Genomic DNA, 8,298 nt, shown 5'->3' on the forward strand with positions numbered 1-8,298 from the left:
GTGTCTCAGCCGGTCGTGGCCGGCGCGTGCTGTGCGGCGAAATCGGTCTTGCCCAGCCGCGAAAACAGTTCTGCCCGCTCGGCCGGCGACAGGCGGCGCAGCGGCGGCATCAGCCGCTCCCAGCCGCCATCGCCGGTCATTGCGGCCAATGCCGCCTTGACGCTCGCCATCAGCGGGAAGCCGCCGAGCACGCCGCGAATGGCCATCGCCGAAGCCGCCGCCTGGCGGCCCTTCTCGCTGTCGGGATCCGACCAGGCGATCTGCGACAGCGCGCCGGTGACGTTGGTGGTGGCCGAGATGCAGCCGGCAAAGCGCGAGCTCTTCCATTCGGTCAGGCTGCCTTCGGAACTGGGAAAGACGTCGAAGCCCGGAAACTGCACGGCCAAGGAGCGCGAAAAGGCGATGTCGCCGGAAGAATCCTTGAGGCCAACGACGATGTCGGGATAGCGCTCGCGCAGCCGTGCAATGGCTTCGGCGGCGAAGGGCACGCCGGTGTTTTGCGGGATGTGGTAGAGGTAGATCTTCAGGCCGAACGGGCCGGCATTGGCGATCACCTCGCCGACATGATTGGCCAGGCTCTCGGCATCGATGCCCTTGTAGTAGAAGGGCGGCAGAAGCAGCGCTCCCGCGAAACCCAGCTCCCGCGCGGCCCTGGTCAGCGCCACCGCGTCGGCCAGCGCCGAGGCGCCTGTGCCGACCATCATGCGCTGCAGCGGAACGCCTGATTGCGCCACCGCCCGCATCGCGGCGATGCGCTGCTCGACCGAGAACGAGGTCGCCTCACCGGTGGTGCCGAGCAAATTGATGCCGTCGCAGCCGCCGTCGCCGAGCAGCCAGCGGCAATGGCCGATCAGGCGGTCGGTGTCGATCGACAGGTCGGCATTGAGCGGCGTGGGCGTGGCGGCAATGACGCCTTTCAGGGTCTTCATGCTTTGGATCCGGAGGCTTTGGTTGAAGCGGGCTCGCCGTCTGCCCAGAACAGGTTTCGCGGCGTGTCGACGAGCACCTGCCGGCGCAGGTCTTCCGAGGGCAGCCAGTCCCAGACGAGGTCGAGAATGGCGCCGTCGTCGGGCACCGCCTCGAAGCATTCGGTGTGCGGCCAGTCGAGCGCCCAGATCAGCGCGGCCGGTGCGCGGTCGACGAGGCGCTCGACGAAAGGCTTGAGCGCGGCGTAGCGATCCGGGGCGACGCGATACGGCGCCGACATCTTGACGATGCATTTTCCGGCGGCCGCCAGTTCGACCAGCTCGGCAAAGGCACGGCCATCGGGGCCGCGCGCCAGCTCGGGGAAGCCGAAATGGTCGATGATGACGGGAACGTCCGCAGCGGCGACGACGTGGCCGAGATCGGAAAAATCCTCGATGTCGACCTGCAGCTGGATGTGCCAGCCAAACGGCTTGACGCGCTCGGCGACAGCGTGAAAATCCTTCATCGACAGGCCGGCCGGATTGCGCGGATTGATGCGCAGGCCGCGCACGCCGAGCCGGTGCGCCGAGGCGAACAAGGTTTCGGGCGCCTTGGGCGAAATCACCGCCACGCCGCGCAGCCTGTCGGGCATGGTCTCCAACGCTTCGAACAGCACGCTGTTGTCGAAGCCGTAGACGCTCGGGTGCACCAGCACCGCGCGCTCGATGCCATAGGCGTCCATGACCCGGCGGTAGTCGATGATGGTGACCGGCGAAGGCGTGTAGCCGCGGCCAGGGTCGAGCGGGAAGCGCGCGACCGGCCCGAAGACATGGGCGTGGGTGTCGCAGGTTCCCGGCGGCAGGCGGTTGGCGTCGCGCCGCACCGGCGTCAGCGGCGGCAGGCAGAGCCGTGGTTCCGTCCTGATCCCGGGCCGTTCCGCGTTCATTCGTCAGCCCCCTCGCCGTGCGCCGGCCTGGCGACGAGGAAATCGAAGTCGCAGCCCTGGTCGGCCTGCAGCACGTGGTCATGGTAGAGCTGGGCATAGCCGCGTTCGGGCCGCTCGACGGCGGGGCGTGCCGCGGCGGCGCGCCTGGCCAGTTCCGCGTCGTCGATGAGAACGTCGATGCGCCGCCCGGCGACATCGAGCTTGATCCGATCGCCGTCGCGCACCAAAGCGAGCGGACCGCCCGCGGCGGCTTCCGGCGATACATGCAGGATGACGGTGCCGAAGGCGGTGCCGCTCATGCGCGCATCCGACAGACGGACCATGTCCTTGACGCCTTCGGCGGCGAGCTTCTTCGGGATCGGAATGTAGCCGGCCTCCGGCATGCCGGGCGCGCCCTTCGGCCCGGCATTGCGCAGCACCAGCACATCGTCGGCGGCGACGTCGAGATCGGGATCGTCGATGCGCTCGGCAAGGTCGGCGACCGATTCGAAAACCACGGCGCGGCCGGTGTGCTGCATCAGCGCGGGCGACGCCGCCGAATGCTTGATGACGGCGCCGCGCGGGCAGAGATTGCCCGACAGCACGGCCATGGCGCCTTGCGCTTTCAACGGCCGGCCGAGCGGCCGGATGACATGCTGGTCGTGCATGTGCTCGCGCTTCATCACCCTGTCGGCAAGCGTGCCGCCGCCGATGACGGGCACCGTGAGATCGAGGAAGCCGGTGAGTTCGGCGAGCAGGCGCGGCACGCCGCCCGCCTCGTGGAAATGCTCCATGTAGTGCTCGCCCGAAGGCTTCAGGTCGACCAGCACTGGAACCTCGCGGCCGATCCGGTCGAACTCGGCAAGATCGATCGCGTACCCTGCCCGGCCGGCGATCGCGGCGAGATGGATGATGCCGTTGGTCGAGCCGCCGATAGCCTGCATGACGACCATGGCGTTGCGCAGTGCTGCCGGGGTGACGAGTTCGCTGGGAAACGGCCTGCCGCTGACGGCAAGCGCGGCGGCGACCCGGCCCGATGCTTCGGCCGAACGGACCCGCTCGGCCAGCGGCGCCGGAATCGAGGCGCCAAAGGACACGGTGAGGCCGATGGTCTCGGCGATGATGGCCATGGTGCTGGCGGTGCCCATCACCATGCAGGTGCCGACGGACGGGGCCAGCCGGCCGTTGACCAGATCGATCTCGGCGGCGTCGATCTCGCCGGCGCGATGCCCCGACCAGAGCCGGCGGCAGTCGGTGCAGGCGCCGAGCGTCTCGCCCTTGTGATGGCCGACCACCATCGGCCCGACCGGAACCACGACCGTCGGCAGGTCGGCGCTGATCGCGCCCATGATCTGCGCCGGCAAGGTCTTGTCGCAACCGCCGACGACCACGACAGCATCCATCGGCTGCGCCCGGATCATCTCCTCGGTGTCCATCGCCATCAGATTGCGCAGCACCATCGAGGTCGGGTGGGCGAAGGATTCGTGGATCGAGATGGTCGGGAACACCATCGGCAGCGCACCCGACAGCATGACGCCGCGCTTGACCGCCTCGATCAGCTGCGGCGCATTGCCGTGGCAGGGATTGTAGTCGCTGGCGGTGTTGACGATGCCGACGATCGGCCGGTCCAGCGCATCGTCGGAGTAGCCGGCGGCCTTGATGAAGGCCTTGCGCAGAAACAGCGAAAAGGCCGCGTCGCCGTAGCTGGTCACTCCCTTTCTGAGGCCGCGATAGACCAATCGACACCTGTGGACTCAAATTTGCGCAGACATCGGGACCGCGTCGCCGGAGCGAGGGCCACCGCTGACGTCGCACCATAGGCAAGCGGCCATTATTGTCAATAATCCTTGCTTCCGATTTCTACCAGATACGCCAAATCAGGCAATATCCCTTGCCTATGCGCACATATTATCGATTATGTGAAGCCCTTGCTGCAAGTTGCGGGAAGGCTCGGTCTGCGGCTAGAGTGGCCCACAAGACGGCGCGAGGACGACACAATGCTCAACATGGCAGACTATGGCGGCAAGGAAGCCGACGTCGTTAAGGCGCTGGAGGAAGACATCATCTTCGGAAAGCTGGCGCCCGGCACGCGGCTGGTCGAGGACGTGCTGCTCGCCCGCTTCCCGGTCTCGCGCCACACAATCCGCCAGGCGCTCTACCAGCTGGAAAAACTCGGCGTCGTCACCCGCGAGCGCAACAAGGGCGCGATGGTCAGGCGCCTGTCGCCGGACGAGGTGCGGCAGATCTACGAGGTGCGCGAACTGTTGCAGCGCCAGGCAGCGCTGATGATCCCGCTGCCGGCCAGCGATGCCTTGATCGCGGAGCTGATGGAGATCCACCGGGTCTACAGCGCCCATGTCGACGCCCACTATCTGCGCGGCATCCATGAGGCCAATGACCGGTTCCACCTGACCATGTTCTCGGCCTGCGGCAATGACTATCTGGTGTCGTCGATCGACCACTACATGCGGCTCAGCCTGCCGGTGCGGGCGAATTCGCTGGCCGATCGCGACAAGCTCGAAGTCTCGCGCCAGCACCACTGGTTCATGATCGAGGCGATGAAGCGCAAGGACAATTGGGTGCTGGCCCAGCTCTGCGTCGACCATCTGCAGCCGAGCAAGGTCTTTTATCTGCAGGAGATCGAGAAGACGGGCGATGGGATTTAGGAGTCTTGGGGCCACTCACCCTGTGTCGCGTTCCTTCGCGCCCCCCTCTGTCCTGCCGGACATCTCCCCCTCAAGGGGGGAGATTGGCAGCTCCGGCCTTCCTGCAGTGCTTGAGATTGGCGAAAGCCGAAGTGAAATCTAATCTCCCCCCTTGAGGGGGAGATGTCCGGCAGGACAGAGGGGGGTGTTCAAGCGCCGACATTTCGGCCTCTCGGCTCGCCGGCTACGACCTCACCCCGGCAGCCGCCTCCTAACCACCGCCGCGTGGAAACGCGCGCCATGCAGCAGTCCCTGGTCGTTAAAGTCGTAGGCCGGATTATGCAGCGGCGCGCTATCGCCGTTGCCGAGGAAGACGAAGCAGCCCGGCACATGGGTCAGGAAGCGGGCGAAGTCTTCCGAGCCGGTCATCGGCTCCGCCGCGACGCCTACGGCATCGCCGGCGAGCACGCTCCTGGCCGCCACGAAGGCCTCGTCGACCAGTGCGGCATCGTTGACCAGCGGCACGAATTCGCGCGTGTAGGTGACCGCGGCCGAAACATTGTGCGCCAGCGCGGTGCCTTCGGCGATCTTGCGCATCTGCTTCTCGATCGCGGCGCTGACTTCGGGCCGGAAACTCCTGGCGTCACCGAGGATGCGGGCCAGCCCGGGCAGCGCGTTGCGGGTGCCGTCGGTGATCAGCTCGGTCACCGAGACGACGCCGATATCGGCCGGGCTCAGCCGGCGCGAGACGATGGTCTGCAGGGCGGTGACCAAAGCGCAGGCGGCGACCAGTGTCTCGCTGCCGGAATGCGGCCGCGCCGCATGGCCGCCGACGCCTTTCAGCACGATCTCGAAATTGTCCTCCGCCGACATGATCGGCCCGGCGCGGGTCTCGAAATGGCCGACCGGCAGGCCCGGCATGTTGTGCAGGCCAAAAATCTCCTCGAAGGGGAAGCGCTCGATGAGGCCATCGTCCAGCATGGCGAGCGCGCCCCTGCCCCACTCCTCGGCCGGCTGGAAGATGAAGCGCACCGTACCGTCGAAGCCGCCTTCGCCGGCCAGCAGTTTGGCAGCACCCAGCAGCATCGACGTGTGGCCGTCATGGCCGCAGGCATGCATGGTACCAGGGGTCTGCGAGCGGTAGGTCATCGTGCCCTGTTCGGCGATGCGCAAGGCATCCATGTCGGCACGCAGCGCGATCGCGCGGTTGCCGCTGCCCTTGGTCAGCGTGCCGACGACGCCGGTGCCGCCGACCCCCTCGGCGACCTCCAGCCCGAACTCGCGCAGCTTTTGCGCGACGAAGGCCGCGGTGCGCTTCTCCTCGAAGCCGAATTCGGGATGGGCGTGCAATTCATGCCGCCATGCGGTCATGTCGCGATGGAGGTTTTCCTGATCGAGTTCGGCCATGGTCATCCGCCTTCACGCAGTCTGCAGCAGGACATCCTCTGGCGCCATGCCGACCAGCTCGGCATAGCGGCCGGGATCGGTGGCGCCTTCGGTGTTGATAACCAGCACGCGGGAACCTGCATCGAGGCCGAGGGCTGCCCGCGTGTCGCGCGACGCCGCGGCGCGGATAAGCCCGGCGAGCCCTGCCCCGCCGCTCTCGCCGGAGACGATCGCCGGATCGTCCCCAGAGGGCCGCGCCAGCCGGTTCATCACCGCCACCGCGTCGTCCTCCTCGACCGTCATGAAGGCATCACCGACCCTGGACAGCACGCGCCAGGCAACCGGCGAAGCCTCGTAGCATTCGAGCATCGCCATCACGGTCGGCTCATCATGCGGGATTTTCACCGGACGACCGGCCTCGGCGGTGGCGTAGATGCAGGCCGCCCGCGCGGGCTCGACCACCGTCACCGTCGGCCTGTCCTCGCCGAGCACGACGGCGAGATGGCCTGCTAGGGCCGCAGCGAAACCGCCGACGCCGGCCTGCAGGAAGACATGGGTGGGTGGCTTGGGCAGGTGCCGCAGCGCCTCGCGCACGATCACCGTGTAGCCCTGCATGACCAGGCCGGGAATGCGCTCATAGCCCGGCCAGGATGTGTCGGAGACGACGGTCCAGCCGCGCGCGGCGGCGATCTCGGCGGCTTGCCTCACCGAATGGTCATAGCCACCGTCGACCCGCACCATCTCGGCGCCGAAGCGCGCGATTGCCGCTACACGTTCGGCGCTGACGCCGGAGTGGACGAAGACCACCGAGCGGGCACCGACCAGGCCGGCACCCTGCGCCACCGAGCGGCCGTGATTGCCGTCGGTTGCGCAGACGAAGGTCATGCCGGCGGCAATGGCGCGCACGTCGGCTTCATTCAGCTCAGTGACGTCGACAGTCCGGCCGAGCCGTTTTGAAGCCTCCTCCAGCACCAGCCGGATGACGGCATAGGAGCCGCCCAGCGCCTTGAAGCTGCCGAGCCCGAGCCGCAAACCTTCATCCTTGACGTGCAGCGAGCCGACGCCGAGTTCGGCGGCCAGCGCCGGCAGCGCATGCAGCGGCGTTTCGGCATGGTTCTCGCGCAGGCAGAGGAAACGCTCGGCCTCGGTGGCCCCGGCAAGGCCGAGCGCAGAGGCGTCGGCCGCCACCAGCGGCTGGCGATGTTCAGGACGGCGGTTGAGCAGCAGCATGGTCTATTCCCTTGAGCGCTGAAATCTATTGCAAGGCGGATGAGAATTGCGCTCTGTTTCGACCATCTGATTGCAAGTTTGTTTCGTCTGGATGTCGCCATGCCCGCTTCGCAAAGCCTCGACAGCTTCGACCGCGCCATCCTCGCCATCCTGCAGAAGGACAACACGACGCCGCAGCGGGTCATCGGCGAAGCGGTCAATTTGTCGGCGCCGGCCGTGCAAAGGCGCATCAAGCGCATGGAGGAAACCGGCATCATCCGCGCCAATGTCGCGCTGGTCGACCCGGCCAAGGTCGGCCATCCGATCACACTGTTCGTCGAGGTGGAGGTGGAGAGCGAACGGGCCGAGCTGATCGACGCCGCCAAGCGCAGCTTCATCGCCGTGCCCGAGGTGCAGCAATGCTACTATGTGACGGGAGATGCCGACTTCATCCTCGTCATCACCGTCGCGACGATGGCCGACTATGAGGCGCTGACCCGGCGGCTGTTCTTCGAGAACAACAACGTCAAACGCTTCCGCACCTTCGTCGCCATGGACCGGGTGAAGGTCGGGCTGGAAGTGCCGGTGTGAGGTGGCGGCGCGTCGGAGCTGCCAATCTCCCGCAATCTGAACCCCTCGCCCCTGCCCGAGGGACGGACCGTGATACAGTTTCTGTATCAGGAGCTACCGGCGTCCAAACGCTCGTGGTGGCTGATCGTCGAGAAGCATGGCGAGGTCGACCTGTGCTGGTACGATCCGGGCTTCGAGGTTGACCTCTATGTCTCGACCGACCTGCACACGATGACGGCGATCTGGATGGGGCTGACGACGGTCGAGAAGGCCGGTGCGAAGGTCGCCTTGACCGGCGACCAGGCCATCGGCAGGAAGATGCAGACCTGGCTCGGCCTCAGCCCGTTCGCGTTGGAACCCAAGCGCGCTGCGTAAGGTGGGTCAAGACCCAATCATTCCGAACGACTGGTTCGACCTCCATCTTGGCCGCAACGACGTTGCTGACCGTTGCCCGAAAGCAGACATTCGACTGCGGCACCGCGTTGGCCGCTTTGCGCCGCATGTCGTCCGTAGAGATAACTTTTGCCGGTTCCTGAAAGCAGATGAGGTGGATGGCTCCCGCTCCCGGCATCACAGTGCCACAGTGGGTTTGCTGTCAGGCAACCCGAGCTAAGGAGCCATCCGCCATGCAGATTACCACCGTGGGCCTTGATCTGG

7 protein-coding genes and 1 pseudogene are annotated in these 8,298 nt (G+C 66.5%); 3 read left to right on the forward strand and 5 right to left on the reverse strand.

All coding sequences use genetic code 11. The annotated features are described in order from the left end of the window. Positions 1-5 precede the first annotated feature (5 nt). Genes AC04SI_RS28555 through AC04SI_RS28565 form a run of 3 tightly spaced genes read right to left on the reverse strand, consistent with a single transcriptional unit; the run spans position 6 to position 3,543 of the window. The gene (locus tag AC04SI_RS28555; protein WP_404283964.1) at positions 6-929 is read right to left on the reverse strand and encodes a dihydrodipicolinate synthase family protein; all 924 of its coding nucleotides are present in this window, start codon (positions 927-929) and stop codon (positions 6-8) included. Then, the gene (locus tag AC04SI_RS28560; RefSeq protein WP_404283966.1) at positions 926-1,852 is read right to left on the reverse strand and encodes an amidohydrolase family protein; all 927 of its coding nucleotides are present in this window, start codon (positions 1,850-1,852) and stop codon (positions 926-928) included. Before AC04SI_RS28560 ends, AC04SI_RS28555 begins: the two co-directional genes overlap by 4 nt. Then, positions 1,849-3,543, reverse strand: a complete 1,695-nt coding sequence (locus AC04SI_RS28565; protein ID WP_404283967.1) for an IlvD/Edd family dehydratase — start codon at positions 3,541-3,543, stop codon at positions 1,849-1,851. The genes AC04SI_RS28560 and AC04SI_RS28565 overlap by 4 nt, the downstream gene beginning before the upstream one ends. A 285-nt stretch (positions 3,544-3,828) precedes the next feature. On the opposite strand from AC04SI_RS28565, the gene AC04SI_RS28570 reads away from it, so the two are divergent. Next, the gene (locus AC04SI_RS28570; RefSeq protein ID WP_404283969.1) at positions 3,829-4,497 is read left to right on the forward strand and encodes a GntR family transcriptional regulator; all 669 of its coding nucleotides are present in this window, start codon (positions 3,829-3,831) and stop codon (positions 4,495-4,497) included. A 231-nt stretch (positions 4,498-4,728) separates the two neighbouring features. Here AC04SI_RS28570 and AC04SI_RS28575 read toward each other — a convergent pair whose 3' ends face one another. Next, complete coding sequence (locus tag AC04SI_RS28575) at positions 4,729-5,883, reverse strand: M20 aminoacylase family protein (RefSeq protein ID WP_404283971.1); 1,155 nt, start codon at positions 5,881-5,883, stop codon at positions 4,729-4,731. Between the two features lie 12 nt (positions 5,884-5,895). Beyond that, positions 5,896-7,092 carry a diaminopropionate ammonia-lyase gene (locus AC04SI_RS28580; protein ID WP_404283973.1) on the reverse strand — a complete coding sequence of 399 codons (1,197 nt, stop codon included), beginning with the start codon at positions 7,090-7,092 and terminating at the stop codon, positions 5,896-5,898. Between the two features lie 99 nt (positions 7,093-7,191). Here AC04SI_RS28580 and AC04SI_RS28585 point away from each other — a divergent pair, with 99 nt between their 5' ends. Together AC04SI_RS28585 and AC04SI_RS28590 are read left to right on the forward strand one after the other, a co-directional pair. After that, positions 7,192-7,662 carry an Lrp/AsnC family transcriptional regulator gene (locus AC04SI_RS28585; protein ID WP_404283975.1) on the forward strand — a complete coding sequence of 157 codons (471 nt, stop codon included), beginning with the start codon at positions 7,192-7,194 and terminating at the stop codon, positions 7,660-7,662. Between the two features lie 30 nt (positions 7,663-7,692). After that, positions 7,693-8,016: pseudogene (locus AC04SI_RS28590) on the forward strand (winged helix-turn-helix transcriptional regulator); the annotation flags it as partial. Positions 8,017-8,298 lie beyond the last annotated feature (282 nt).

The sequence above is a fragment of the Mesorhizobium sp. CNPSo 4689 genome (assembly GCF_057784325.1).